Annotated in this window: 24 protein-coding genes, 1 tRNA gene, 1 pseudogene and 1 other annotated feature; of the genes and pseudogenes, 20 read left to right on the top strand and 6 right to left on the bottom strand. The window is 63.8% G+C overall.

Features of this window, described 5'->3' with window-relative positions:
* Positions 1-134 precede the first annotated feature (134 nt).
* The 9 genes from ACZLZQ_RS08990 (at position 135) to ACZLZQ_RS09030 (ending at position 11,420) form a co-directional block, all read left to right on the top strand.
* Positions 135-1,481, top strand: a complete 1,347-nt coding sequence (locus ACZLZQ_RS08990) for a L,D-transpeptidase family protein (RefSeq protein ID WP_472949045.1) — start codon at positions 135-137, stop codon at positions 1,479-1,481.
* A 171-nt stretch (positions 1,482-1,652) separates the two neighbouring features.
* Positions 1,653-2,969 carry a serine hydroxymethyltransferase gene (gene glyA / locus ACZLZQ_RS08995; protein WP_472949046.1) on the top strand — a complete coding sequence of 439 codons (1,317 nt, stop codon included), beginning with the start codon at positions 1,653-1,655 and terminating at the stop codon, positions 2,967-2,969.
* A gap of 7 nt (positions 2,970-2,976) precedes the next feature.
* Positions 2,977-3,513 (top strand): transcriptional regulator NrdR, encoded by a 537-nt coding sequence (gene nrdR, locus ACZLZQ_RS09000; protein WP_472949047.1) that lies wholly within the window; start codon positions 2,977-2,979, stop codon positions 3,511-3,513.
* Positions 3,503-4,618 (top strand): bifunctional diaminohydroxyphosphoribosylaminopyrimidine deaminase/5-amino-6-(5-phosphoribosylamino)uracil reductase RibD, encoded by a 1,116-nt coding sequence (ribD, locus tag ACZLZQ_RS09005; RefSeq protein ID WP_472949048.1) that lies wholly within the window; start codon positions 3,503-3,505, stop codon positions 4,616-4,618. The genes nrdR and ribD overlap by 11 nt, the downstream gene beginning before the upstream one ends.
* Positions 4,619-4,741: 123 nt before the next feature.
* Positions 4,742-5,359, top strand: a complete 618-nt coding sequence (locus ACZLZQ_RS09010; RefSeq protein ID WP_472949049.1) for a riboflavin synthase — start codon at positions 4,742-4,744, stop codon at positions 5,357-5,359.
* A 138-nt stretch (positions 5,360-5,497) separates the two neighbouring features.
* Positions 5,498-5,941, top strand: a complete 444-nt coding sequence (locus ACZLZQ_RS09015) for a 6,7-dimethyl-8-ribityllumazine synthase (RefSeq protein ID WP_472931632.1) — start codon at positions 5,498-5,500, stop codon at positions 5,939-5,941.
* A 4-nt stretch (positions 5,942-5,945) separates the two neighbouring features.
* Positions 5,946-6,434, top strand: coding sequence for a transcription antitermination factor NusB (gene nusB / locus ACZLZQ_RS09020; RefSeq protein ID WP_472949050.1), 489 nt, complete (start codon positions 5,946-5,948; stop codon positions 6,432-6,434).
* 201 nt (positions 6,435-6,635) lie between these two features.
* Complete coding sequence (locus tag ACZLZQ_RS09025; protein WP_472949051.1) at positions 6,636-8,786, top strand: sodium-translocating pyrophosphatase; 2,151 nt, start codon at positions 6,636-6,638, stop codon at positions 8,784-8,786.
* Between the two features lie 231 nt (positions 8,787-9,017).
* On the top strand, positions 9,018-11,420 hold the full coding sequence (locus ACZLZQ_RS09030) for a beta strand repeat-containing protein (RefSeq protein ID WP_472949052.1): 2,403 nt from the start codon (positions 9,018-9,020) through the stop codon (positions 11,418-11,420).
* Between the two features lie 247 nt (positions 11,421-11,667).
* On the opposite strand, the gene ACZLZQ_RS09035 is transcribed toward ACZLZQ_RS09030, so the two are convergent.
* Positions 11,668-12,189, bottom strand: coding sequence for an outer membrane protein assembly factor BamE (locus tag ACZLZQ_RS09035; RefSeq protein WP_472931635.1), 522 nt, complete (start codon positions 12,187-12,189; stop codon positions 11,668-11,670).
* A 164-nt stretch (positions 12,190-12,353) separates the two neighbouring features.
* Here ACZLZQ_RS09035 and ACZLZQ_RS09040 point away from each other — a divergent pair, with 164 nt between their 5' ends.
* From ACZLZQ_RS09040 to ACZLZQ_RS09070, 7 genes are all read left to right on the top strand, one after another.
* Positions 12,354-12,878 (top strand): ubiquinol-cytochrome C chaperone family protein, encoded by a 525-nt coding sequence (locus ACZLZQ_RS09040; protein WP_472949053.1) that lies wholly within the window; start codon positions 12,354-12,356, stop codon positions 12,876-12,878.
* Positions 12,875-13,441 carry a YceD family protein gene (locus ACZLZQ_RS09045; RefSeq protein ID WP_472949054.1) on the top strand — a complete coding sequence of 189 codons (567 nt, stop codon included), beginning with the start codon at positions 12,875-12,877 and terminating at the stop codon, positions 13,439-13,441. The genes ACZLZQ_RS09040 and ACZLZQ_RS09045 overlap by 4 nt, the downstream gene beginning before the upstream one ends.
* 81 nt (positions 13,442-13,522) lie before the next feature.
* The gene (gene plsX / locus ACZLZQ_RS09050; RefSeq protein ID WP_472931638.1) at positions 13,523-14,593 is read left to right on the top strand and encodes a phosphate acyltransferase PlsX; all 1,071 of its coding nucleotides are present in this window, start codon (positions 13,523-13,525) and stop codon (positions 14,591-14,593) included.
* Positions 14,593-15,570, top strand: coding sequence for a beta-ketoacyl-ACP synthase III (locus ACZLZQ_RS09055; RefSeq protein WP_472931639.1), 978 nt, complete (start codon positions 14,593-14,595; stop codon positions 15,568-15,570). The genes plsX and ACZLZQ_RS09055 overlap by 1 nt, the downstream gene beginning before the upstream one ends.
* Before the next feature lie 108 nt (positions 15,571-15,678).
* The gene (locus ACZLZQ_RS09060; RefSeq protein ID WP_472931641.1) at positions 15,679-16,029 is read left to right on the top strand and encodes an integration host factor subunit alpha; all 351 of its coding nucleotides are present in this window, start codon (positions 15,679-15,681) and stop codon (positions 16,027-16,029) included.
* A 29-nt stretch (positions 16,030-16,058) separates the two neighbouring features.
* Positions 16,059-16,622: a MerR family transcriptional regulator gene (locus tag ACZLZQ_RS09065; RefSeq protein ID WP_472931642.1), complete on the top strand. Its 564-nt coding sequence runs from the start codon at positions 16,059-16,061 to the stop codon at positions 16,620-16,622.
* 100 nt (positions 16,623-16,722) lie between these two features.
* Positions 16,723-17,424, top strand: coding sequence for an IS5 family transposase (locus tag ACZLZQ_RS09070; RefSeq protein ID WP_472949055.1), 702 nt, complete (start codon positions 16,723-16,725; stop codon positions 17,422-17,424).
* Here the strand turns inward: ACZLZQ_RS09070 and ACZLZQ_RS09075 are convergent.
* Positions 17,396-18,336 (bottom strand): annotated as a pseudogene (locus ACZLZQ_RS09075) (IS630 family transposase). The gene ACZLZQ_RS09070 and the pseudogene ACZLZQ_RS09075 overlap by 29 nt on opposite strands.
* A 111-nt stretch (positions 18,337-18,447) precedes the next feature.
* A complete protein-coding gene (locus ACZLZQ_RS09080; protein ID WP_472949056.1) occupies positions 18,448-20,004 on the bottom strand; it encodes a glucosyltransferase domain-containing protein in 1,557 nt (518 codons plus the stop codon).
* A 618-nt stretch (positions 20,005-20,622) separates the two neighbouring features.
* Here ACZLZQ_RS09080 and ACZLZQ_RS09085 point away from each other — a divergent pair.
* Positions 20,623-20,699, top strand: a tRNA-Pro gene (locus ACZLZQ_RS09085).
* 123 nt (positions 20,700-20,822) lie between these two features.
* Here ACZLZQ_RS09085 and ACZLZQ_RS09090 read toward each other — a convergent pair.
* Complete coding sequence (locus tag ACZLZQ_RS09090; RefSeq protein ID WP_472949057.1) at positions 20,823-22,313, bottom strand: SulP family inorganic anion transporter; 1,491 nt, start codon at positions 22,311-22,313, stop codon at positions 20,823-20,825.
* 71 nt (positions 22,314-22,384) lie between these two features.
* Positions 22,385-22,440, bottom strand: a sequence feature (sul1 is cis-regulatory element that is thought to sense ions involved in sulfur or methionine metabolism; They are found in Alphaproteobacteria).
* Between the two features lie 133 nt (positions 22,441-22,573).
* Positions 22,574-23,554 carry a phosphotransferase enzyme family protein gene (locus ACZLZQ_RS09095; protein WP_472949058.1) on the bottom strand — a complete coding sequence of 327 codons (981 nt, stop codon included), beginning with the start codon at positions 23,552-23,554 and terminating at the stop codon, positions 22,574-22,576.
* Between the two features lie 265 nt (positions 23,555-23,819).
* On the opposite strand from ACZLZQ_RS09095, the gene ACZLZQ_RS09100 reads away from it, so the two are divergent.
* The 3 genes from ACZLZQ_RS09100 to ACZLZQ_RS09110 all read left to right on the top strand — a co-directional run bounded on the left by ACZLZQ_RS09100 (position 23,820) and on the right by ACZLZQ_RS09110 (position 25,239).
* Positions 23,820-23,978 carry a DUF3563 domain-containing protein gene (locus tag ACZLZQ_RS09100; RefSeq protein ID WP_472931646.1) on the top strand — a complete coding sequence of 53 codons (159 nt, stop codon included), beginning with the start codon at positions 23,820-23,822 and terminating at the stop codon, positions 23,976-23,978.
* A 245-nt stretch (positions 23,979-24,223) separates the two neighbouring features.
* Entirely contained in the window at positions 24,224-24,508 is a 285-nt protein-coding gene (locus ACZLZQ_RS09105) for a hypothetical protein (RefSeq protein ID WP_472949059.1), read from the top strand.
* A 188-nt stretch (positions 24,509-24,696) separates the two neighbouring features.
* Positions 24,697-25,239: a formaldehyde-activating enzyme gene (locus tag ACZLZQ_RS09110; RefSeq protein ID WP_472938953.1), complete on the top strand. Its 543-nt coding sequence runs from the start codon at positions 24,697-24,699 to the stop codon at positions 25,237-25,239.
* A gap of 72 nt (positions 25,240-25,311) precedes the next feature.
* Here the strand turns inward: ACZLZQ_RS09110 and ACZLZQ_RS09115 are convergent, their stop codons facing one another.
* On the bottom strand, positions 25,312-26,160 hold the full coding sequence (locus ACZLZQ_RS09115) for a polysaccharide deacetylase family protein (RefSeq protein ID WP_472949060.1): 849 nt from the start codon (positions 26,158-26,160) through the stop codon (positions 25,312-25,314).
* Positions 26,161-26,210 lie beyond the last annotated feature (50 nt).

Below are 26,210 nucleotides of genomic sequence, written 5' to 3' on the forward strand. Positions count from 1 at the left end.
TCCTTTCCGCAGACATCGTTCTTGCGTGGATCTCAGGCCGTTTGCGGTCCGTTTACCAAGCTCACCCCATAAGGGTGTTGGAAAACGATGGTCCGCCCCAGGCCGAGACCCTCGCCGATTTGATAGGATTAGACATGACGAAGGCCAAGACCGGCTTCGAATCGACGGCGATCTCACGCCGCGCCTTCTTCGCAGGGACGGCCGCGGCGGGCGCGCTGATGTTGCCAGGTGTCAGCCGCGCGCAGTCCGCGATGGACGATCTGCTGCGCTCGAGCGGCCGGGGCAACTGGGATGACCAGTTCGATACCCGTGGCTCCAACACTGTCCGCGTCGCTTCGAACGAGCCGGTCTTCTCGCCGAACACCGTCTCCTCGCTGCAGCAGGCCATCGAGCAGTATCGCCAGATCGTCGGCGCCGGCGGCTGGCCGATGGTGCCGGACCAGGAGAAGCTGCAGCTCGGCGTCCAGAGCCCGACCGTGTCGGCGCTCCGCCAGCGCCTGATGGTGTCCGGCGACCTGCCGCAATCCGCCGGCCTGTCGCAGTCGTTCGATACCTATGTCGACGCGGCCGCCAAGCGCTTCCAGGCCCGTCACGGCCTGCCGAGCGACGGTGTCGTCTCGACCTATTCCTACAAGGCGCTGAACGTGCCGGCCGATATTCGCCTCGGCCAGCTGCAGACCAACCTTGTCCGCCTGCAGTCGATGAACGGTTTCCTCGGCGGCCGCTTCGTGATGGTGAACATTCCCGCGGCCGCTATCGAGGCCGTCGAGAACGGCCGGGTCGTCCAGCGTCACACCGCCGTTGTCGGCAAGATCGACCGCCAGACCCCGATCCTCAACTCGAAGATCACCAACCTCAACCTCAATCCCTACTGGCATGCGCCGGTCTCGATCGTCCGCAAGGACATCATTCCGTTGATGCAGAAGAGCCCGGACTACCTCACCAAGAACGACATCCACATCTTTGCGCCGGATGGCAGCGAGATTCCGCCGGAGTCGATCAACTGGAATTCGGACGACGCGACGCGTTACCTGTTCCGCCAGAACCCGGGCAAGAACAACGCAATGAGCTCGGTGAAGATCAACTTCCCGAACCCGCATGCCGTGTACATGCACGACACGCCGCAGCAGAGCCTGTTCTCCAAGCTGATGCGCTTTGAGTCGTCCGGCTGCGTGCGCGTTCAGAACGTGCGCGACCTCGTGGTCTGGCTCGCCCGCGACGAAGGTGGCTGGGATCGCCAGACCATCGAGAAGATCATCGCGGCCCGGACGCGCCAGGACATCGACCTCAAGAACCCCGTCCCGGTCTACTTCACCTATATCAGCGCCTGGGCGACCGATCCGTCGGTGGTGCAGTTCCGTGACGACATCTACCATCGTGACGGCTCGGAACTCCTGGCGATGAACGACCTGTCGACCACCGCCTATCAGAGCGGCGAGCAAGTGCAGACGCAGGCGCCGGCCGAAGATCAGCCTTACTGACACAGCGTCATTTCGAACAATTGAAACGGCCGGGGACCCCAAGTCCCCGGCCGTTTCGCTTTAGGACCGGGGAACGTCGCGTTCGGACGCTTGGCGCGGCTTCCGCACCTATGGTATCGGGCAAATGAGTTCCCGCGGGCATTCGCCCGCCCAGAGATCGGAGTGACCGGAATGTCCGAGGCTAACACCGCGCCGAGCACCGTCGCCGACGGCTTCTTCTCCAGCGGCATCGGGACCGCCGATCCCGCGCTGTTCGACGCGATGCGGGGCGAATTGAAGCGCCAGCAGCACGAGATCGAGCTGATCGCCTCCGAGAACATCGTCTCGCGCGCCGTCCTGGAAGCGCAGGGCTCCGTCCTCACCAACAAATACGCCGAGGGCTATCCAGGCCGCCGCTATTACGGCGGCTGCGAATATGTCGACGTCGTCGAGCAGCTGGCCATCGACCGCGCCAAGGAGCTGTTCGGCTGCGGCTTTGCCAACGTCCAGCCGAACTCCGGCAGCCAGGCCAACCAGGCGGTCCTCCTCGCACTGTCGAAGCCGGGCGAGACCCTGCTCGGCATGAGCCTCGACGCCGGCGGCCATCTGACCCACGGTGCCAAACCGAACATGTCGGGCAAGTGGTTCAACGCCGTCCAGTACGGCCTCGATCTCGCGACCGGGCTGATCGACTACGACCAGGTCGAGCGTCTGGCCGAGGAGTCGAAGCCCGCCATCATCATCGCCGGCGGCTCGGCCTATTCGCGCGTCATCGACTTCGCACGCTTCCGTGCCATCGCCGACAAGGTCGGCGCGATCCTCTGGGTCGACATGGCGCATTTTGCCGGCCTCGTCGCCGGCGGCGTTCACCCGAGCCCGTTCCCGCACGCCCATGTCGCGACCTCGACGACGCACAAGACCTTGCGCGGACCGCGCGGCGGCCTGGTGCTGACCAATGACGAGGCGATCGCCAAGAAGATCAACTCGGCGATCTTCCCCGGCCTGCAGGGCGGCCCACTGATGCACGTCATCGCCGGCAAGGCCGTCGCCTTCGGCGAGGCGCTGACGCCCGCCTACAAGAGCTACATGAACGCCGTCGCCGAGAACGCCAGGGTCCTGGCCCAGACACTGGTGGAGGGCGGTCTCGGCATCGTCTCCGGCGGCACCGACACGCACCTGATGCTGGTCGACCTCCGGCCGAAGCTCTTGAACGGCAAGGCGTCGGAAACCGCGCTCGGCCGCGCCGGCATCACCTGCAACAAGAACGCCGTCCCGAACGATCCGGAAAAGCCGGCCGTCACGTCCGGTATCCGCCTCGGTACGCCGGCGGCGACCACGCGCGGCTTCGGCACCGAGGAGTTCCGCGAGGTCGGCAAGCTGATCGTCGAGGTTCTCGATGGCCTGAAGGCGTCGAATTCGGATGAGGGCAATGCCGCGGTCGAGGCCATTGTGAAGGAGAGGGTGCTGGCGATGACGGCGCGCTTCCCGATCTATGCCGGCCTCGGCTAGCTGACGCATGCGCTGCCCCTATTGCAGCTCGCAGGATAGCCAGGTGAAGGATTCGCGGCCCGCCGAGGACGGCGGCGCGATCCGTCGCCGGCGGGTCTGCCCGGATTGCGGGGGCCGCTTCACCACTTTCGAGCGCGTGCAGCTGCGCGAACTGATGGTGGTGAAGAAGTCCGGCCGTCGCGTCCTGTTCGAGCGCGACAAGCTGGCGCGCTCGGTCCATGTCGCCTTGCGCAAGCGCCCGGTCGATGCCGACCGGGTCGAGCGTATGATCTCGGGCATCGTCCGCCAGCTGGAGTCGACGGGCGAGTCGGAGATCACCTCCGATCACGTTGGCCTTCTTGTCATGGAAGCGCTGCGCGGCCTCGACGACGTCGCCTATGTCCGCTTCGCCTCGGTCTACCGCGATTTCCGCGAGGCTCAGGATTTTGCCGCAGTGATCGGCGAACTCGCGCGGGCCGCGGCCGATCCGCTGGTGGATGCCGAGGGTCGTCCGCTGCTGCCGGCCACGAGGCTCAGTCCGCCGCCGCAGGCCGATGGTGGCTGACGCCGGCAACGAGACCGACCGCCGCTTCATGGCGGCGGTCATCCGCCTGTCCGAGCGGCATGTTGGCCTGTCCGGCACGAACCCTTCCGTCGGATCGATCATCGTGCGCGACGACGGGCAAGGACCCGTCATCGTCGGCAGCGGGATCACCGCGGTGGGAGGGCGACCGCACGCCGAGACGATCGCGCTCGCCGAAGCCGGAGATCGCGCCGTCGGAGCCACCGCCTATGTCACGCTCGAACCCTGCGCCCATCACGGTCGTACGCCGCCTTGCGCCGAAGCGCTGGTGCGGGCCGGGATCGCCCGCGTGGTCTATGCCGCGGGCGATCCCGATGCGCGGGTGAGCGGCAAGGGCGCGGCGATCCTCTTCGCGGCAGGACTTGCCGTCACCCCGCACCTGATGGCCGGCGACGCGCGGAACCCTTTGTCGAACTACCTGACTCGTCTTTTCAAGAAGCGCCCGGAAGTGACTCTGAAAATGGCGGTTTCGCGCGATGGCCGGATCGGGCGAACCGGCGGCGGCCAGATCTCCATCACCGGACCGGTCGCCAATGCGCAGACGCATCTTCTGCGCGCTCGCAGCGACGCGATCCTCGTCGGCGTCGGGACCGTGCTCGAGGACGATCCTTCGCTGACCTGCCGCCTGCCGGGGCTCGCCGCCCGCTCACCGCTGCGGATCGTCCTCGATGCGCGGTTGGAGACGCCGATCGGCGCGCAGGTGGTGACGAGCGCACGCGCGACGCCGACGGCGCTCGCCGTCGTCGCGGGGCTCGGCTGCTGTGATGCCGCGCCCTTCCGGAACGCCGGCTGCGAGTTCATCGCCTGCGAGGCCGAGCCGGGAACGGAGCGCATCGCGCTCGAAGAACTGCTCGACGATCTCGCCGCGCGGGGGCTTTCGAGCCTTCTGGTCGAGGGCGGCGCCCGCGCGGCCCGCGCCTTCATCGACCAGGATCTCGTCGACCGGATCGTGCTCGTCGAGGGCAGCGGGCTGATCGGCGAGGCCGGATTGCCGGCGCCGGTGACGCCTTCCAGCCTGCCGCCCGGCTTTCGGCTCAGCCGGACGCTGCATCTGGGCGCGGACATCTGGCGCGAATACGTGCGGTAACGCGGGGCCCGTCACTGCCGCCGCAACGACGGGCCTGCGGTTTTGAAGCGCCGTTCAAGGGGTGCTATGTCGGCGTCCCGTTCCCACATGCGGCAATGTCCCGTTTCTTCAGAAAGGCCGTCCATGTTCACCGGCATCGTCACCGACATCGGCCGCATCCGCAGCGCCGTGACCCTCGACGAGGGCGTCCGCCTGCGGATCGAGACTGCCTATAATCCCTCAGGCATCGCCATCGGTGCCTCGATCGCCTGTTCCGGTGTCTGTCTCACCGTCACCGCGCTGCCGCCCGCCGAAAGCGGCGAGCGTTGGTTCGAGGTCGAGGCCTGGGAAGAGGCGCTGCGGCTCACCACCGCCGGCGGCTGGGGGGAGGCCACGCGGCTGAACCTTGAGCGCGCGCTGAAGGTCGGCGACGAACTCGGTGGTCACCTCGTCTCCGGCCATGTCGACGGTACCGCTGAGATCGTGTCGGTCGAGGAGGAGGGCGAGGCCACGCGCTTCCGCCTCTGGGTCGATGCGGCGCACAAGCGCTACATCGCGCGCAAGGGCTCGGTCTGTCTCGATGGAACATCGCTGACCGTCAACGGCGTCGAGGACGACATCTTCGATGTCCTCCTCATTCGCCACTCGCTGGCTGTCACCACCTGGGGCGAGCGGAAGGCCGGGGACCGCGTCAATCTCGAGATCGACCAGATCGCCCGCTATGCCGAGCGACTCTTCGCCGTCGACGCCGCCACGGTCTGAGACGTTTTTCGGCGGTCGGCCCGCAATATCGTGGGCGGCTTCGATATCGTTTTCCCGCGACTTGCTTTATGGACTGGCGCTTCGGCTTCGGGGCAGCCGGCGTCGGCCGGTCGCCCCGAAAATTTCAAAGGTTTTTCCATGTCTGCCCATCTTCTCATCATCGAAGCCCGGTTCTACGACCACATCGCCGATGCCCAGCTGCAGGGCGCCAAGGCGGCGCTCGACGCCGCAGGCGCCACCTATGATGTAGTGAACGTGCCCGGCGCTCTGGAAATTCCGGCGGCGATCAGCTTCGCGCTGACCGGGGCGGACGAGGGGGGTACCGCCTATGACGGCTTCGTGGCGCTCGGCTGCGTCATCCGCGGCGAGACCTATCATTTCGAGATCGTCTCCAACGAATCCAGCCGCGCGCTGATGGATCTCTCGGTGCAGGAAGTGCTCGCCATCGGCAACGGCATCCTGACCGTCGAGAACGAGGAGCAGGCGTTGGACCGGGCGATGCCGGACCGCAAGAACAAGGGCGGCGCGGCCGCCGATGCGGCCCTTGCGATGATCGCCCTGCGCCAGAAATTCGGGGCCTGATCGGATGTCGGATACCCCTTCCGAGAAAGCCGTCAAACCCGCCAACAAGCGCGGTGCGGCCCGCCTTGCCGCCGTGCAGGCGCTCTACCAGATGGATGTCGGCGGCACGCCGCTGCTGGAGACCGTCGCCGAATACGAGACCTTCCGGCTTGGCCAAGAAGTGGACGGCGAGACCTACCGGGAGGCCGATGCCGCCTGGTTTCGCGACGTCGTCTCGGGTGTCGTGCGCGGCCAGACCGAGATCGATCCGCTGATCCACTCCTCGCTCACTGCCGACTGGCCGCTCGCCCGCTTGGACACTACGCTGCGGGCCATCCTGCGCGCCGGCACCTATGAGGTGATGAACCGCAAGGACGTCCCGGTCGCGGTCATCGTCACCGAATATGTCGATGTCGCCAAGGCCTTCTACGCCGAGGACGAGCCGCGTCTGGTTAATGCCGTGCTCGACCGGATCTCGCGGCGCACCCGCGGCGAGGGCCGGGGCACCAACTGAGCCGCCTCGCTCCCGGTGGGCGCCGTTTCCACTGGACTGCAAATCCTTCTGCCCCGGACGACGTCGGCGGCTCCGCTTGACGTAATGCTGCCCTGAGGTAGGCTCCCCCAGCTTTCCCGTTCCGGGGCCCGTCATCCCCTGTCGTGCAAGCCTTCGGCAATAAGCGGCCGGCATCGTATCGGCTGCGTTTGGGGAAACGGCATGTCATCGATACTGACCATCGTTTTAGTCTGCGGGCTGCTGTCGCTCGTCTATGCCGCCTGGGCGACGCGATCGGTGCTCGCCGCCGATCAGGGCAATGCCCGCATGCAGGAGATTGCCGGCGCCATCCGGGAGGGCGCGCAGGCCTATCTAGCGCGCCAGTACACCACCATTACCATCGTCGGCGTCGTCGTCCTCGCGCTCACCTGGTTCCTCCTGTCGGGCTATGCCGCGGGCGGCTTCCTCATCGGCTCGGTCCTGTCCGGCCTTGCCGGCTTTATCGGCATGAACGTCTCGGTGCGCGCCAATGTCCGCACCGCGCAGGCCGCCTCGCGCTCATTGTCGGCCGGCCTCGACATCGCCTTCAAGTCGGGCGCGATCACCGGCATGCTGGTTGCCGGCCTCGCTCTGCTCGGCGTCACCGGCTACTTCTTTTTCCTCACCGGCAAGCTCGGCTTCGCGCCATCCGACCGGACCGTCATCGATTCGCTGGTGTCGCTCGGCTTCGGCGCCTCGCTGATCTCGATCTTCGCCCGCCTCGGCGGCGGCATTTTCACCAAGGGTGCCGATGTCGGCGGCGATCTCGTTGGCAAGGTCGAGGCCGGTATTCCCGAGGACGACCCACGCAACCCCGCGACCATTGCCGACAATGTCGGCGACAATGTCGGTGACTGCGCCGGCATGGCGGCCGACCTGTTCGAGACCTATGCCGTCACCGTTGTCGCCACCATGGTGCTCGGCGCCATCCTGTTCGTCGGCCAGCCGGTGCTGGAAAGCGTCATGCTCTATCCGCTGGCGATCTGCGGCGCGTGCATCCTCACCTCGATCGTCGGCACCTTCTTCGTTCGCCTCGGCAGCAACGGCTCGATCATGGGCGCGCTCTACAAGGGTCTCTGGGTGACGACGCTGCTGTCGATCCTCGGCCTTGCCGTTGCCACCTACGGCACCGTCGGCTTCGGCGACCTCGGCACGACGTCGGCGGGCGTGATGGTCAACGGTCTCAAGCTCTTCGCCTGCGGCGTCATCGGCCTCATCGTCACCGGTCTCATCGTCTGGATCACCGAATACTATACCGGCATCGGCTTCCGGCCGGTGCGCTCGATCAGCCAGGCTTCGGTCTCGGGCCACGGCACCAACGTGATCCAGGGCCTCGCCGTCTCGCTGGAATCGACGGCCCTGCCGACCATCGTCATCATCGCCGGCATCATCTCTACCTTCCAGCTCGCCGGGCTCTACGGGACCGGCATCGCCGTCACCGCCATGCTCGGCGTCGCCGGCATGATCGTCGCGCTCGACGCCTTCGGCCCGGTCACCGACAATGCCGGCGGCATCGCCGAGATGGCGGGCCTCCCGGCGGACGTGCGGAAGTCGACCGACGCGCTCGACGCCGTCGGCAACACGACGAAGGCGGTCACCAAGGGCTATGCCATCGGTTCCGCCGGCCTGGGCGCGCTCGTCCTCTTCGCGGCCTATAACTACGACCTGCAGTACTTCGTGGCGGAAGCTGCGGAGGGCAGGGGTTTCAGCTATTTCGAGGGTGTCCAGCCCGACTTCTCGCTGACCAACCCCTTCGTCGTCGTCGGCCTCCTCCTCGGCGGTCTCATCCCCTACCTCTTCGGCGGCATCGCGATGACCGCCGTCGGCCGCGCGGCGAGCGCCGTGGTGGAGGAAGTACGCCGGCAGTTCCGCGAGAAGCCCGGCATCATGGCGGGCACCGAGCGTCCGGACTATGCCCGCGCCGTCGACATGCTGACCAAGGCGGCGATCCGCGAGATGATCCTGCCCTCGCTGCTGCCGGTGCTCGCACCGATCGTCGTCTACTTCGGCGTGCTCTTGATCGCCGGCAAGAGCCAGGCCTTCTCGGCGCTCGGCGCGATGCTCCTCGGCGTCATCGTCACCGGCATCTTCGTCGCGATCTCGATGACCTCCGGCGGCGGCGCCTGGGACAACGCCAAGAAGAGCTTCGAGGATGGCTTCGTCGATACGGCGGGCACCCGCCACATGAAGGGCTCGGAGGCCCACAAGGCCTCCGTCACCGGCGATACCGTCGGCGACCCCTACAAGGACACCGCCGGCCCCGCGGTCAATCCAGCGATCAAGATCACCAACATCGTTGCCTTGCTGCTGCTGGCGGTGCTGTCGCACCTCTAGGACTCCTAACGCGAAAGAGGGCCGCAAGCTGTCCCGGCTTGCGGCCCTTTTCTATGGGGTGCGTCATTAAAGTTGGTAATTCCAAAGTCCCGAAAAACAAAAATATTGCATCGCAACTCAAGAATAAAAACGATTAGCTGAATGCAGAACAAGGATGATAGAGCGGGTCAGCCTTATTTACTTTAAGGTGACCGAAGGTAATGTGTCGCTTATTATTTGGGAGGCGATACATTGGCAGCTGCAGCGAAATTTGGTTTTGTAGAAGGCTTCAGCTCGGGCGGCGGCGGCCTCAATTCCGGCGGTGACTATGGAAGCTTTACCATCGGCAGCGGGCTTGCCGGAGCGGACGGAGCCTATGCGCTTGTGAAAGAGGGAGGAGGGGATCCATCCGGCCCCTACACCAAGTTCGGCTCGTACAGCGACGAGTTTGTGAATGGTTCGGCCACCAGCGTCAGTATCTATTTCGATCCAAGCATTCCTGTTTCAAACGGGTTTCAGTATTCCGTTGCTGTAAACAACAATACGGATGGCGTTTACCTCTCGGAATACGGCTTCAGGGCTTCTTCCAACGGTAACGGCACAATCTATCTGGGTGCGGGCAAAGGACTGAGCTTTGAGCCCGTAGCCGTCGGTGATCTGCCGACACCAACGGTCGCGATTTCTAAGGCCGGCTGGTATACGCTGGAACACGTCTTCCACGACGTCGGCGGTGTCCTGTCTGTGGACATGAACCTGATTGACGCGACGGGCGTGTCGCAGACGATCACGACCATTACGGGCCCGGCTATCTCTCAAACTGGTGGTAACCGCTATGGCTGGTTCACCAGCATCGATGTCCCTGGCAGCGGTGCGGGATCGACGGTTGGCGGCGGTCTGGCTGCCGACAACTACACCTTGGGTGACTTCGTCGGGCGTGTCGTCGAAGCGACGGGCGGCGTCACACCCGCGGCGTATAAAGACAGCGGCGCCATTCCCTTTACCGACACCGACAATGAGGTGCACACCGTTTCCGTCCGTCCGACGGGCAGCGGCTATCTCGGGACGTTTGCAGCTCAGGTGGCGAACGACGTAGGCACTGGCGATCAGAACGGTGCCGTCAGCTGGACCTTCGACGCGAGCGGCGCGGCAGTGGATGCGGTCGCGCAAGGTCAGTCCCTCGTTCAAACCTACGCGGTAACACTGACAGGCGCCGATAACCTCAGATCGACGCAGAATGTAACGGTTACGATTGTCGGCGCAAACGATGCGCCGGTCATCACGTCGAATGGCGGTGCATCAACGGGATCCGTCTCGCATGCAGAGAACAGCAGTCTGGTCACAACGGTGACTTCGACCGATGTCGACAACGGCGCGACGCGAACCTACTCGATTGCCGGTGGCGTGGATGCGGCAAAGTTCACGATCAGTGCCTCGACCGGCGTTTTGCAGTTTCTCTCCCCTCCGGATTACGAGAACCCGACCGATAACGGTGCCAACAACATCTACGACGTCAACGTCGCTGTCTCCGACGGCATGGCGATCATCACCCAGGCCCTGGCGATCGCTGTGCGCGACGTCTTCGAAGCCCCGCCTTCGGGCCCCGGGAACGACGTCATCGTCATTCCGCCCGGCACCGGCAGCGGAACGTATGTCGGCGGTGGCGGGTCGGATACGATCTCGGCTCAACCCGTCGCGGGGGAAACGCTTTCCCTCTTCGGCGGGAGTTCCCTGAACGATCCGAACGACGGCGGCGATCAGATCGTCGTCAGCGGCGGGGGCGCCAGCCAAGTCTATGGCAACGGCGGAAATGACAGCATCGACTACCGTGCTGCCGGTGCCGGCACCGTCTATGGCGGTCTGGGCGCCGATAGCATCGGGGTCGCCAGTGATGCCAACAATCTCGTCTATGGCGGCACCGTCGATGGCGACACCATTTCGGTTTCCGGTGCGGGCAACAATACGATCTACGGCGGGTCCATCGACAATGATCCGGGTGATGGTGGTGACTCCATCACCGTCAGCGGCACGGGCCTGAGCCTGATCTATTCCAATGGCGGCAATGACACCGTCATCGTCACGTCGAGCGGTGCAGCGACTGTCTTTGGCGGCCTCGGCGCGGATAGCATAGACGTTCAGAACAATGCGTCGAACCAGATCTTTGGCGGCACCGGCGACGGGGACGTCATCCGGATCTCCGGCAACGGCAACAACACCATCTTTGGCGGGTCAGTCTTCAACGATCCGACCGATGGTGCCGATCAGATCACGGTGACCGGCAATGGCAACAACGTCATCTACGGGAATGGTGGCGATGATCGCATCCTGGTGACCGGTACCGGTTCCAACACCATCTACGGCGGCGTGGGAAGCGATACGATCACTGGCGGCAGCGGCAATGATCGGCTCGAAGGCAGCGTTGGTGCCAATGTCTACACCGGCGGCGGCGGTGCTGATCGCTTCGTCCACGGGGCCGGCGCCACGGATACCATCACCGACTTCAGCTTGAGCGGCGGCGATCGCTTGGAGCTGGGGGGACAGGCCTACAGCCTCACCACGGGGTCCGGCGGTGCGGCGACGCTGGTCTTCGCCGATGGCGGCGCCATCGTCCTCCAGGGTGTGACAGAGGCTCAGTTCTCGGCGGCGTTCGTCGCTTAAAACAAAAAAGCGGGACGGCCCGGAGCCGTCCCGCTTCTCGTTGAGACCAGTCATTGCACTTGAGATCGGCTTTCGCCTCGGGGGATACCTTGGGGCGGAGGCTTTTTGTCGTGGTCGACCGTGTCAGAATTCTGCTCGGTTGCCTGACAGCGCCGCCGGTTCGGCTGAAGTGATCAGCCGACCGGCATCGCCAGTTCGTTTTCCGAAGCCTCACTCAAGAAGCTTGCCTCGCTCGGCGGCCTATAGCCTACTGGCCGGCGGCGCGGTTCGGGTCGATGGCGCCCTGGTTCGGGTTGCCGCCGGGGAGGCCGACGCTGGGCGGGGCGCCGGGCTCGAGGATCTGGCCGAGGAAGCTGACGTCCTTGCCGCCGGTCGGGGTCGTGCGGCTGATGAAGTCGAACAGCGCGCCGTTCTGCAGGCCGTAATTGGCGAGGCGCGATACGGTCCCGTCGGCGCCGAAGTAGACCGCAAGCACGCGCTGATCGACGAGCTTGGGGTTCATGAACGCCATCGAACGGACGCGTTTCTGGGAGATGTAATAGAACACCTCGTTGTCGAAGGTTGCGGTCGTCGAGGGCGAACCCAGCGCCAGGAGCACCTGTTCGCGGCTCGAGCCGACCGGAACCAGCTGGATCGTCTGCTCGTCGACGATATAGCCCTGGTTCATCACCTCGCTGGTCGAGCAGCCACCCAGAAGGATGAGCGTCCCGAGCGCGACGGAAGCGATGGCGGGACGAAAGAATGGGTGGCTAGATTTCACGCGTGACATCTCCCCTGGAGCGGTTTCCAGCGTTACATACGGACCCGTTGAGGCGATATCGCGACCGGACAACGGACGTTCAGGACCGGTAGGCTTGAGTAAAGCACCTTTGGAGGCGTTGCAATCGGCCCCTGTCCATGCGACCGGCCCTTCGCAAGGGAGTGGGAGGCGAGATGCTCGAACGTTTCAGGAACCGGCGGCGCAACCGGGAGATCATCGACGATCTCTACGCGGCGATCGTCACCGAGGCGCGCCGCGAGGTGCTGTATACCGAGCTCGGGCTTCCCGACACCGTCATGGGCCGATTCGAGGCGCTGTCCATCCAGGTGTTCCTGTTCCTGTCGCGCTGCCGTGACGAGGCGTCGCTGAAGCCGGTCGCGCAGGACCTGGTCGACCGCTTCATGACCGACATCGAGGATTCGATCCGCGAGATCGGCATCGGCGACCCCTCGGTGCCCAAGCGCATGCGCAAGCTCGCCGGCATGTTCTACGAGCGCGTCAACGCCTATGATCCCGGCCTCACTGCCGGCGATGGCGCCTTGCTTGAAACCGCGCTTGGCCGCTTCGCACTGCCGGCGGATGCCCCGCCTGAGGCGGGGCCGGCCCTGGCTGCCTATCTGATGGCGCGCAAGGCGACGTGGGACGGCGTGCCGACGGCGGATATCCTGACCGGCCAACTGGGAGAAAAAGCCGCGTGACCGACAGCAGCGACAAGCCGAAGGACGTGCTGTCCTTCTTCGTGACCGTCTCGACGCTGCCGAAGGCCGGCATGCCTGTGCAATTCGAGGCCACCCCAAAGGAGTGCGCCATCGTCGCCGCCCTTCTGGAGATCCCGGCGATCGAGCGGCTGACCGCGGACCTCTCGGTCAAGGGCTGGCGGGGCGGCGGCGCCAAGGTCACGGGAACGCTGACGGCCGACGTGGTGCAGACCGACGTGGTGACGCTCGATCCCCTCCATCAAAAAGTCCAAGAGGAGGTGGATCTGGTGTTTGTTCCCGAGAACTCTCGCCTTGCCCGGCTACCGCAGCCGGAGGATGGCGAACTCCACCTCGATCCGGAAGGCGACGACATTCCTGAAACCTTCTCCGGCGACCAGATCGACCTCGGTCTGGTGCTGACCGAAATTCTGGCACTCGGCCTCGACCCGTATCCGCGCGGGCAAGGCGCATCCTTCGACGAGTTCGATACGGATCCGGAGCCCGATGTCGGGCGCGTCTCGCCCTTTGCCGCGCTGGCGAAGCTGAAGCCTGATCGCACATGACACCCGACCGCTGTTGAACCGTCACCTGAATTGACTATGGTCGCGCCGCCTGAGGCTATCGACGAACGAAAGCGAATTGCGTTGGATCTGAAATCCGGAGTCACGATCTCCCTCGACGTCATGGGCGGGGATCACGGCCCATCCGTCATCCTCCCTGGTGCGCTCATCGCGCTGCAGCGCCATCCCGGCATCCGCTTCGTGCTGTTCGGCCAGGAGGAAAAGGTCCTGCCGATCCTCAACGGCCTGCCGCTTCTGAAGGCCGCGTCGGTGTTCCACCATTGCGAGATGTCGATCGGCATGGAGGAGAAGCCCTCGCAGGCGCTGCGCCAGGGCCGTTACAAGTCGTCGATGTGGCGGGCGATCGAGGCGCTGAAGACCGGCGAGGCCGATGTCGCGGTGTCCGCGGGCAATACCGGCGCGCTGATGGCGATGGCGAAATTCTGCCTGCGCACCATGGCCAATATCGAGCGCCCGGCGATCGCCGCGATCTGGCCGACGATCCGCGGCGAGAGCGTCGTCCTCGACGTCGGCGCAACGATCGGCGCCGACGCCCAGCAGTTGATCGACTTCTCGATGATGGGCGCGGCCATGGCGCGCGCGCTGCTCGGCATCGAGCGGCCGACCGTCGGCCTCCTCAACATCGGCGTCGAGGAGGTCAAGGGCCAGGACGATGTGCGCGAGGCCGGGCGGCTCCTTAAGGAGACGGAGATCCCGGGGCTCGACTATCGCGGTTTCGTCGAGGGCAATGATCTCGGCCAGGGTACGACCGACGTCGTCGTCACCGAGGGCTTCACCGGCAACATCGCGCTGAAGACCGCCGAGGGCACGGCCCGCCAAATCGCCGGCTATCTCCGGGCGGCGATGACCCGCACCTGGATGGCGCGCGCCGGCTACTTCCTCGCCAAGGGCGCCTTCGACCGGCTGCGCGACAAGATGGACCCGCGCAAGGTGAATGGCGGCGTCTTCCTCGGCCTCAACGGCATCGTCATCAAGAGCCACGGCGGCACGGACGCCGAGGGCACCGCGGCGGCGATCGACCTCGCCTACGCCATGGCCGTGAACGGCCTCAGAGAGAAGATCGAGCAGGATCTTCGTACTTTCTATCTGCGCGTCTCCGAAGAGGTCGCGACGGACTTGCCGGAGAGCAATTAATGAGTGTCATCCGATCGATCGTCCGCGGCACCGGCTCGGTGCTGCCGGCGCGGATCATGTCGAACCGCGATTTCGCAGGGATCGTCGAGACCTCGGACGAGTGGATCGTCCAGCGGACCGGCATTCGCAACCGCCACATCGCCGACGCCACCGAGACCACCGTATCGCTCGCCGAGGGCGCGGCCCGCAAGGCGCTGGACGCCGCCGGCCTGACGCCGGACGACATCGACCTGATCGTGCTCGCCACCGCCACGCCGAACAACACGTTCCCCGCCTCCAGCGTGCAGGTGCAGAAGCGGCTCGGCATGCGGCATGGCTTCGCCTTCGACGTGCAGGCGGTCTGCTCGGGCTTCGTCTACGCGCTGACCACCGCCGACCTCTACATCCGCGGCGGCATGGCCAAGCGCGCGCTGGTGATCGGCGCCGAGACGTTCTCGCGCATCCTCGACTGGGAAGACCGCTCGACCTGCGTCCTCTTCGGCGACGGCGCGGGCGCGCTGGTGCTGGAGGCTTCGACCGGCGACGGCAGCCCGGCGGACCGGGGCGTCCTCGTCTCGCGCCTGCGCTCGGACGGCGAGCACGAGGAAAAGCTCTTCGTCGACGGCGGGCCTTCGACCACCGGCACGGTCGGCAAGCTGCGTATGGAGGGCCGCGAGGTCTTCAAGCATGCGGTCGGCATGATCACCGACGTGATCGAGGACTCGTTCGGCGCGCTCGGCATCACCGCCGACGATCTCGACTGGTTCGTGCCGCACCAGGCGAACCGGCGCATCATCGACGCTTCCGCCAAGAAGCTCGGTATTCCGCTGGAAAAGGTCGTGGTGACCGTGCAGGATCACGGCAACACATCGGCCGCCTCGATCCCGCTCGCCATCGACCAGGCAGTCCGCGACGGCCGGATCCAGCCGGGGCAGCTCGTTCTCCTCGAAGCCATGGGGGGCGGCTTTACCTGGGGCGCGGTGCTCGTTCGCTGGTAATCGTTTCCGCCTTGATTTCGCTGCGGATTTCAGTATTTTACACCGACGCGTGATCGACCGTTGCCGTTGGGGAACGGCGGGGCGATCCAGCTTTGCAAGGGGATAGCAATGGGTGACAGAACGGTGACCAGAGCCGATCTCGCCGAGGCGGTCTTCCGCAAGATCGGCCTCTCGCGGACGGAATCGGCCTATCTCGTCGAAACCGTTCTCGAGGAGATCTGCTCCACCATCGCCCGTGGCGAGTCGGTCAAGATCTCTTCTTTCGGCTCCTTCCTGGTGCGCGACAAGAATGAGCGCGTCGGCCGCAACCCGAAGACCGGCGAGGAAGTGCCGATCTCGCCGCGCCGCGTCGCGGTGTTCAAGCCGTCCAACGTGATGAAGGACCGGATCCTCGAATCGCACGGGCGCAGGAGCGGCGTTGCCGTGCCCGCCGACGAGATGCTCAAGGCAGCCGAGTAAGGGCGCTGAGTGAACTTCCGGGCACGCCCATGAGCGACAAGAGCATCGACGCCTTCCGCACGATCAGCGAGGTGGCCGAGGACCTGAACCTGCCACAGCACGTCCTGCGCTTCTGGGAAACACGGTTCACGCAGATCAAGCCGATGAAGCGCGGCGGCGGGCGGCGCTATTATCGCCCGGACGACGTCGAGCTGCTGAAAGGCATCCGCTTCCTGCTCTACGTGAAGGGCTTCACGATCAAGGGCGTGCAGCGCATCCTGAAGGAGAACGGCAACCGCTTCGTCATGGCGATCGGCGCCGGCGACCTCACCGGGCTCGATTCGATGCAGGTGGCCCGTGCCCCGCAGCCGGAGGCCGACGAGCCGGAGGACGTCTATTCCGAGGAGAGCGATCTGGAGCAGGACGAGATGCCGGTCGTCGCCGACAGGCAAGAGCCTGCCCGTCCCCGTTCGGGCCTTTCCTCCCTTCTGCGCCGCGACCGCGAGCCCGACCAGGGCCCGAAGATCGGCCTCCCCGCTGAAAGCGCCGCAACGCTGCAGGACGTCGTGCTCGAGCTGCTGGAGTGCAAGCGGCTGCTCGACCAAGTCCGATAGTTGTATCTTCCGGTAGTTTGGCGATCAGGTCCTCTTCGAGGGTCAGGACCCATTGATGTGAGGGCAGCAGGCTGTTTCAGGCTCCATGAGGAGACTGAATATGGGTGACCTGTTTTGGCTGTCGGACGATCAGATGGAGAGCCTGCGCCCGTTCTTTCCCAAGAGCCATGGCAGACCGCGGATTGATGATCGACGGGTTTTGAGCGACACTATCTCCATCAATCGCAATGCGCTGCGCTGGCGGCATGCGCCGAAGGACTATGGCCCCCTAAGACCTTGTACAACCGCTGGACGCTGGGGTGCGATGGGGATTTTAGTTCGCATGATGAAAGGGCTGGCTGCCGACGCTACCGAGCTAAAGACGGTGATGATCGACGCGACCTACCTGAAGGCGGACCGCACAGCATCGAGCCTGCGGCTCAAAAAAGGTGGGGCTTGGACGAATGATCGGCCGCACCAAAGGCGGCATAAAAACAAGCTTCGCGCCGTCGCCGATGCAGACGGCCGCTCCTTGAACTTCTTTATAACCGCCGGGCAGGTCAGCGATTACACGGGTGCGGCAGCTTTGCTGGACGATCTGCCAAAGACACAGTGGCTGCTCGGCGATCGTGGCTTGATGCCGACCGGGTCAGGGATGCCTTACAGGGGGAAGGGCATCCAGGCCTGCATTGCGGGTCATAAAACACGGCTTGATCCCGTCAGGTACGACAAGCGTCGATACAGACGCCGCAGCCGAATCAAGATCATGTTCGGACGCGTAGAGCACCTTGCGATTAGATCGAGGCATAGACTGAATTCCTGAGATAGTTGGCGCATTCCTGTGGCGTGAATGTCCTGAGGATCGCGCCGATGGCCGCGGAGACGGCGTCGGTGGTGCGGCGCATGGCTTTGCGCAGCAAGGTTTTCAGCTTGGCAAAGATCTGCTCGATCGGATTGAGGTCGGCGAGTATTTTAGCAGGAAGATCAGCTTGGCCCCGGCGCGCCGGATCGCCTGGCGCACTGCTTTGCCCTTGTGACTGCCGAGATTGTCGAGGACGACGATGTCGTCCGGCTTCAATGTCGGCACGAGGCTCTGCTCGACATAGGCGTGAAACCGCTCGCCGTTGATCGGGCCGTCGAACAGGCAGGGCGCCTCGATCCGGTCGTGGCGCAGGGCGGCCAGGAAAGTCGAGGTCGTCCAGTGGCCGTGCAGGATCTTGCCGACCAGCCGCTGGCCGCGCGGCGCCCAGCCCTGGGTGCGCGTCATGGTGGTTTTGGTCCAGGTCTCGTCGATGAAACCCAGCCGGCTCGGATCTATCCGGCCCTGATACTTCTGCCATTGCGTGCGTCGCCGGCGGACGTCCGGCCGATCCTGCTCGCTGGCGAAGAGCGTCTTTTTTAAGCGTCAGCCCCTCGCGATGTAGGAAACAGCTCATCATGCTGAGACCGGACCGCACGCCGAGAGCCGCCGCTGGCAGAGCAAGGCCAGGGTCACGTCCCCCTGCGCTTCGATCTGCGACACGATGAACTCCCGGTGCGGCCGAAGCGTCGAGGGACGATGGCCGCCAGTGCCGATCGGCGTCAGCAGCCCGGTCAGGCGAAAATGCTTCACCCACCGGATCGCCGTCGCCTCGCCGATCCCGAAATGAAGGGCCGCCTTGAGGCCACTCATGCCCTTGTTGACCACCGCATCGATCACGCGCACACGCAGGTCCTGCTGATAGGATCGTGCCATACGAGCTGGCCTCCCCACCAGCACCGAGATTGAATCACATTCATAGAGAAAGCAGCATCGTTCAAAGCGGGTCGGCCTAACGGCAAGACGCTCTATTCGTACGGCTTATAATCAGCGGCTCAAGTGAGTTGGGCCACCAACGTTGCCAAGCTTTACAAGTGTCACATCACCCACGGCCTTGATGGATCCCGGCCTCGGCCAGGTAGGCATAGTTGGCCAGTATTCTAAAAATTCTTTATTCTCAGAGTCGGTGATACCTACAACCGGGTAGCCAAGCGCCCGCATATAAGCAGAAATGCGATTAACGTTCCCGCCTTCTAAAGTGAACCACGATGTGCTCGCATAGGAGGATGAGGGAACCTGGTACGGTGCATCCGAGTCAAAAGACCCGAATATATCTATCCGGTATCGTCCCGAGGTAGATGCTTGCTGATTGACTTCGGCGACTCCCTTGAAAATTGCACCGGCAAGATAGTCATCTCGCCTAGAAATCAATTGCTGGTCTGCACTAAAGCGCGACAAGATAGTCTCAGCTTGGAATACGAGAAGGCATCCCAGAATGCTAAGCAACGCTCGGCCCATTTTCCCGGCCGATGAAAAAGCTATAATCGAAAATATAACAATAAAAGTGGGTACAGAAATTTGTGCTCGATACGGAAAGGCACCGCCATATAATAAGTTTAACAATAAAGCAGAGGAATGATATGCTGCGACGAATCCAATGGAAATAGACATACAGGTGAGGCTGACTTTTGCCGCTGACCGTACTACCATAACTGAGCTTACCGCGGCAATCAAACCGCCTGAAAACATAGGAGAGGAATAGAAATTTTCCCAACCCCATAATGTCTTCAAATACTCATTGACTGCTAAGATAAAGATATTAGAGGGGCTTTCTAAAAATATCCACGGTCGAAACAGGCCCTCTACATAACCGCTCGTATTTACATCAAGAAATTTCATAAAAATAGAATTCGCCAAAACGTGAAGCGCTAAAGCAACGATACAAACAAAGAGTGCATAGGCGTGCTGAGAAAAAAGCCGGTAAGCATTAATTTCACCGCGGACAAAACGACAAAAAATGACTGCTGATAGCAAAAGCGCACCAGCCAGGAGGTATATTTGATAAATTCCAATCGATATTGAAAGGGAGAGGCAGGCCGCCGAAATTAGCCATGCCTGGAGGGTTAGTTCGTTATCGCGTTTGTTGACAAATTGGTGGAACAGAGCGGCCGAAAGTGCCGCAAAGGCGAAGCCGCACCCTGATGCAGCAGCATTCGCATTGAACTCAAGAAGGAAGAACCATGTCGGGAAAACCGCAAGGGTTGAGAACAGAATAAATAAGCCGACCAGCTGCCTCCGTTCCCCCATCGCTCGAATTAAGACCATAAAGCCTGCTGCGAGAAATAGTCCGAACATTGCTACGGGAAGATAAGGAACAACGGGGTCGGGCAGCACAAATCTTTCAAACAAATATGCTGACCAACGACCCTGCGCGACCCATATCGACGGATCTTGCCTAAATATGGCCATATCGTCGTCAACAGACATGCTCAGTATCGGTAGAGCTGGAAGATAAAGAACTAAAAAAACACAGAACAGAAGAAAAAATATTTTTAATTCATAACTAAAATTAATAGATAAAAAGCTAGTCTTATCAGTATTCATTAATTCTCTCACTTTTTGCTGTTTGTGCAATATTAAATAAAATGATAAATTTTTACAAAATTGCCAAAAAATTAAAGAATGCTAATTGTGCCGCCGCTAAGCCTATTAGGCCTTCTGTCTTTGATGCAACTGGCATATATGTGAAGCGAGTATGAAGGCGATTAGTCGGAACCTTCTACTGGTCGTTGGCAATTCGGGTTCCGCCCGCATGTCCGTAGGGCTGCCTAGGATTTACTGCGTTTAGCGGATGCGCGAAGGGACATCAAGAAGGGGTTGCATTGCGGTTCCGTTTCTCGCGCATGCTGAGGAGGTGACTGTTCGGCAGCTTGCTTGGGCTCGTTTCCTTTCGTCTGACGGGTGATTGGTGACATTTCGGCTGAGGCTCCTTCCATCTAAGCCAAAATGGTTCTTCCCCGGCGACGTAAAGTCGTTTTGGTTTGTGAAGAAAATATCTGGCAGGTAGTTGCACGGCGGCCAGGGGATGACATGGGGTCGCCCCTGGACTTGGGTAGGACCCTGCGCGCAAGTCACTCCCGCGGCGTGACCGTTCTATTTTTGGTCTCCTACGGCAAAAACGGGCTTGCGCTGAAAGCGCCCGCTCTCTAAGGGTCTGTCCATCGGAGCGTAGCGCAGCCTGGTAGCGCACTTGGATGGGGTCCAAGGGGTCGGAGGTTCGAATCCTCTCGCTCCGACCAATTTTTCCCACAGAACCCTGCGTGAATGAACGCCGCGGCTGCAAGCCTTCGGCGGTTTTGTTATGTCCGGGTAGTGTTTCGGCCGCCGCGCCCGCGAAAGGCGCGGCGGCCAAGATGGTGAGGTCAGGCGGCTGGTGACAGACCGTCGCGCACCAGCGGCGCGTGTCGGTCGACCAGGACGGCGCTCGCCTGGTTCAGGCCGATGATCTCGACCGCGATACCGTGCCGGCGCATCTTGCCGACGACCTCGTCCAAGGCGCCGACGGCCGTGATGTCCCAGAGATGGGCCGCGGTCAGGTCGATGCGGGCGGTCTTTGCGGTATCGCGGAGGTCGAAGCGGTCGGCGAAGATGTCGGCGCTGGCGAAGAAGACCTGACCGGTGACGGTGTAGAGCCGCGTGTCACTGGCCTCGTCGTAGCCGACGGCGACATCCATCAGCTTGGTCACCTTGAAGGCGAAGAACACGCCGCTGAGGAGCACCCCGACGGCGACGCCCATCGACAGGTCGTGCGTGGCGACCGTCACCGCGACGGTGGCGAGCATGACGATGCCGGAGACTTTCGGATGCCGCGCGAGATCGCGGATCGAGCCCCAGGAGAAGGTGCTGATCGAGACCATGATCATGATCGCCACGAGAGCCGCGACCGGGACCTCAGCGACCCAAGGCCGCAGCGGCACCATGACGATCAGCAGGAAGACGCCGGCGACCAAAGTCGACAGCCTTCCGCGTCCGCCATAGCGGACATTGCCGACGGTCTGGCCGATCATGCCGCAGCCGGCGATGCCGCCGAACAGGCCTGCCGCAAAGTTGGCGAGGCCAAGCCCGGTGCATTCGCGGGCCTTGGAACTCGTCGTCTCCGTGAGATCGTCGACGACGCTCGCCGTCATCATCGATTCCAGCAGGCCGACGGCGGCCATGGCGAGCGCATAAGGGGCGATGATGCCGAGCGTCTCCCACGTCATGGGCACGCCGGGGAAGCTGAACGAAGGCAGCGAATCCGGCAGGCGTCCGAGATCGGCGACGGTGAGGATCGGCATCGGAAATGCGGTGGCGATGAGCGTCAGCACCACGATGCAGATGAGCGGCGAGGGGATCGCCGTGGTCAGGCGGGGCAAGAGGTAGATGATGGCAAGGCCGAGGCCGATCATCGCATAGGTATGCCAGGTGACGCCGATCATCTGCGGCAGCTGCGCCGAAAAGATGAGGATCGCCAGCGCGTTGACGAAGCCGGTGCGCACCGATCGCGAGACGAAGCGCATGAGTACGTCGAGCTTCAGGAGACCAAAGACGATCTGGAGAAGGCCGGCGAGCACGGTGGCGGCGAGGAGGTATTGCAGGCCGTGGCTGCCGACGAGCGCGGCGACGACGAGCGCCACCGAGCCGGCCGCGCCGGAGATCATCGCCGGGCGACCGCCGGCGAAGGCGATGACGATGCCGATGACAAAGGAGGCGAAGAGCCCGACCTCGGGGTCGATGCCCGCGACGAAGGAGAAGGCGATGACCTCGGGGATCAGCGCAAAGGTGCCGACCATGCCGGCGAGAACGTCGCGGCGCGCCGCCGTGACCCCGCCGAACCACTCGGAGCGGTAGCGTGAGATGGATTGGGTGTTCATGAATAATTTCCGCAGAGATCACGCGGGGACAGGCCGCTCGTGGCGGATCATGCTGTCGGGCGTGTCGTGTGCGTTGTCCGGCGGATCGGCGGCCGGAAGAGCCACCCGGAATTGCACCGGGTCCAGAGCGATGGGCGACACCTAGCCGCGTCCGCCGCGCGGAGCAAGCCGGAATCGGCGCGCAGCAGGTATGCGCGGCATTGCTTCTTCGCGTCGGAATGCCCTTCGGGCCGCGGCTGCCCCGAATGTTTGCGCTCTCTTCAGCCGCAGGCGGCGAGGAAGTCCGCGGCCAGGGCGACCGTGCCCGCGCTGTAGGCCGGCCCGCAAGCGTCTGCCGTCGGCGTCTCGGCATGCGAGGCGATCCAGGCGGTGAGAAGGATTCGTCGCAGAAGGACGAAGACTTTCAGCATGGCCTCGTCCTCCGCCGAGAGTTCGGCGATGTCCCGGTAGCCCGCCACCCACGCCGCCTGAAGCGCGGGAACGAAATCCTCGTGCTCGTGAAAGCTGATCGCGGCGGCGAAGTCGTAGAGGAACCAGCTGAAGCCGCAATCGTCGAAGTCGATGACGCCCAGCCTGTCGCCCTCGACCAGGAGGTTGCTGAGGCGGAGATCAGCATGGACGAGGCCGAATCGAAGCCGATCCTTGCCATAGGCTGCGAGCCTCTGGTCGATGACCCCCGCCGCGCGCGCGATGACGTATCGACCGGCATCGTCGAGGCCAAGCCCCGCCCGCCAGTCGCCCCAGTGCGGGGCATCGCCCAGCATGGTGCGAAAATCCCACGTCTTGCGGATGAAGCCATCGGGCCGAGCCCAGCGGCGGCTGTGATCGTGGAGACGCGCGCTGAGGCTGCCAAGGTGCCGGAACCATCCGGCGAGGTCCTCGCCGGGTTGCGGCTCGCGTCCGCTCATGAAGGCGAAACCGGCGACGTACCGCGTCTGCCCGTCGACCGCGAAGCTGCCGAGCCAAGACCCGTCCTGCCGGGCGATCGGCTGCGGCGTCTCGACGATCGCTTCGGCCCGGATGGCCTCGATCCAGGCGAGCTCGGAGCGCATCTCCGCCGGCGTGTGATAGTCCGGCCGCTGCACCCGCAGGACAAGGCGCCGCCCGGAGTCCTCGGCAAGGAAGGTCGCATTCTCCGAGATGGTCATGAGCCTGAGCTCAGAATCGTCCGCGAACCCCCATTGCCCGAGCTCTCGGCGCAGGCCAGCCGTTACGCTGGCGATGAAGTCTTCATCGAACATGGGGCCATCAGGGGTCGGATTTGCGGTCTCGCCGCGTCTTCGCACGGATCGCCGACCGGGGCCACGCCAGGCCGGCCGGTACCCCGCAGTCCAACATCGGCAAGGACCCCAAAGCACAGGCTTATGGTTGATAAAAGATGAATTGCCGCGATCACGGTGTTCGAAGCCGACTGCATGGCCGCCATGCAGCAATGTGCATTGCAGCATGACCTTGCGGGAACTAGATTGACGCTCGGGAGACAAACCCAATTTCGGAAGTATTACCATGAACATCTTCACACGCGCACTTCGTTCGGCCGTCAGCCGCTCGCGCCGCGATCCGGCCCTCGAATACCTGAACGAGTCGGTCTCGCTCCTCGACCTCGAGCGCCGCCAGCAGGAAATCGACGCCGGTGCCTTCCGTCAGCGCCGCTTCGGCTACTGACTTCGTTTCTGGGGCGGCCTGGCTCTCGCCAGGTGCCCCGCGCGGCCATCTGATGTCCGCCGCGTGCAACCCAGCCGCCTTTTCCGACCCGTCTGTTCTGACGCGGTGGTGCCAGCCGGGCTAATACAACTACACCGCTGAACCCAGTCGTCCCGTGCCTTGCCGGGCAGAATTCAGAATCGACTCGCCAGCCTGCCGCCGTTCTGCCACATTCTCGGATGTCGCGGTCTTGGGTGGAGGTGTCGATGTTCGTTGTCACGGTAGAAACGGACGAGGCGCCGTCCTTCTGCGCCTTTACGCGGTCGCAGCCAGCCCTCGACTGGGCGCTCAGCCGAAGCCTGGAGGACAGCGGCTGCGTCGTCGGGGTGTACCGCGCCCCGGGCGGCAGCAGCGGCGTGCAGGCGGTCGAAGCGGTGCGGGATGGCCGCGGCCGCTTGGTCATGTCCGGTGACAATCTACGGCTCCAGTATTTTCGCGAAAGATCCTGCGTGATGGCGGGAATGGGCATCGGCACCGGTGCCGGTTTCTGACTGCGTCTTAGAGGGCTGAGCCTGCGGCCCCCGCGCTCCTGAAAGGCAGTGCGCGATTTGACGTCGCGATCAGGCGTCGCAGCCACCCGCTGCACATCCAAATATGAGGGTTGCGCCCTTTGGCTGTCTTGCGACGGACCACCGGATGTCGCATGGCTTTTTCCCATTGCAACGCAGGGGACGACGACATGACCGACATCTGGTTCCGCACGGGCGAGGCCACCGTGCTCGCGGCCGAAGGGCAGTTCACCGACGCCATGCCGGAAGTGCTGATCGGCTCGGTGCGCGGTCCCGTCGGCACGGCCTTCGCCTCGATGATGGGCCAGACGGTCGGCCACACCCGGATGTTCGTCGTCCGCGACCTTAACCAGCTCGTCCGGCCGGCCACCATGATGACGACGAAGGCGACAATCCACGATCTCGCCTATGTCGAGCTGCTCGGCGGCGTTGTGCAAGGCGCCACCGGCGACGCGATCGTCGACTGCCTGATCGAGGGCATCCTGCCGAAAGCGGACGTCGACGAGCTCTGCATGATCATCATGATCTGGCTCGATCCTCGCTGTGCCAGCGATGAGAACCTCGACCTCAAGGACCTCTACCGCACCAACTACGAGGCGACGAAGCTTGCGATCTCGCGCGCGCTCACCGGCTCGCCGACGGTCGACGAGCTCATCGCCAACCGCAAGACGGTGCAGCATTATGCGCTGAGTGGCGTCGTCGACTACGAATAGCCGCGCAAGACGCTGGCGATCGGGGAGGGGTGGTTGCGTCCTTCGGCGACCCTATTGCGTCACCCCGGTGCGCTAGCGCAACGCCTCGATCGTCGCATCCTCCAGCCGGACGAAGTGCACTCCTTCGGCTTGGAGGGCGAGAATTCCGGCCGCGACCCCGGCGCCCGAGGGGCGCTTCGGCTGGTTGATATGGGCGATGATCACGTCGCCGTCCCTGGCGGCGCGGATGCGGTGCTCGACCGCAGCAGCGCCCAGCGAGGCGCCCATGTCGGCGTTCAAACTGTAGCCGGCCAGCAAAAAACCTTCCGCGGCGATCTCCGCGACGGCGTCGCGGCTGTAGCGGGCGGTCGCCCCGCGGAACCAGCGCGACGGCTGGCCTGTGGCCGCCAGAACCGCCGCATCGCCGCCCTGGATCTCCGCGCGCACCGCCTCGATCGTTCCCGCGGTCTTCAGCCCGAACATGGTCGGATGGTCGGTGACCGGCGGGAGGTGTTCGGCGCCGTGGTTTTCGATCTCGAAGAGCTCGGGATGGGCCCGCAGCACGGCGAGGGCTGGATGATTGTGCTGAAGCCAGCGACGGGTGACGAAGATCGTTGCGGGAATACGGTGGTCGACGAGGGTGCCGAGGATCCGCTCATCGACGGCGCCCATGCAGGCGTCGAAGGTCAGCGCCACGGTGATGGCGGGTTTTGGCTGCTGGCCGGTTGCTGGCCCGCTCGCGCCGGGGACATCCAGCATTGGTGAGGACGTCCCGACCAGCGCGACCGGCGCCTGCGAGCCCGGCGTCAGCGCGGCAAAGCCCGGTGCCTCGGGCCGGGGCTGGGCGGCGATATGCATGTGCGGCTCGACGTCGCCGCTCCCGGCAAGGGCGGGAAGCGGGGAGAAGCAGCAGCAGAGCGCCGCAAGGACGGGAATGCGCATGGTGTCGGTCTCGGCAAGGGATGTCGGCGGGTGAGAGGCGCCCGGCTCGT

The sequence above is a fragment of the Mesocryomonas lacus genome, assembly GCF_055730105.2.